The sequence below is a fragment of the Burkholderia sp. SIMBA_062 genome (genome assembly GCF_046534765.1).
GTDB lineage: Bacteria > Pseudomonadota > Gammaproteobacteria > Burkholderiales > Burkholderiaceae > Burkholderia > Burkholderia ambifaria.
Genome location: NZ_JAWRYD010000449.1, coordinates 1 through 252 on the forward strand (window position 1 = coordinate 1; position 252 = coordinate 252).

Here is a 252-nt window from a genome sequence, read left to right on the forward strand (position 1 = left end):
CCACTGTTTTTTTGGATTATAACGCGATATTCGATGATTTCAGCAAATGTCCTTCCGTTGATGTTTAAGTATAATGATAATGTTTATCAACAAAAGGATATTGTTATGTATGGGTTTATGATGATTCTGGCTGTTCTTGTACTCAATGCATGTACTACTTATTCACCTGTTAAAGTTGAACAACCCAAGCCCCTTCGACAAGATCGACCCGTTTACCCATACTATGCGGCTAAGAACCGGATAGAAGGTATG

The 252-nt window shown here is 37.7% G+C and carries 1 protein-coding gene; it reads left to right on the top strand.

Annotation, left to right across the window (positions count from 1 at the left end; translation table 11 throughout):
* Window positions 1-33: 33 nt before the first annotated feature.
* The coding region (locus SB786_RS37020) for a hypothetical protein (RefSeq protein ID WP_410731686.1) at window positions 34-252 on the top strand (219 nt) is incomplete at its 3' end.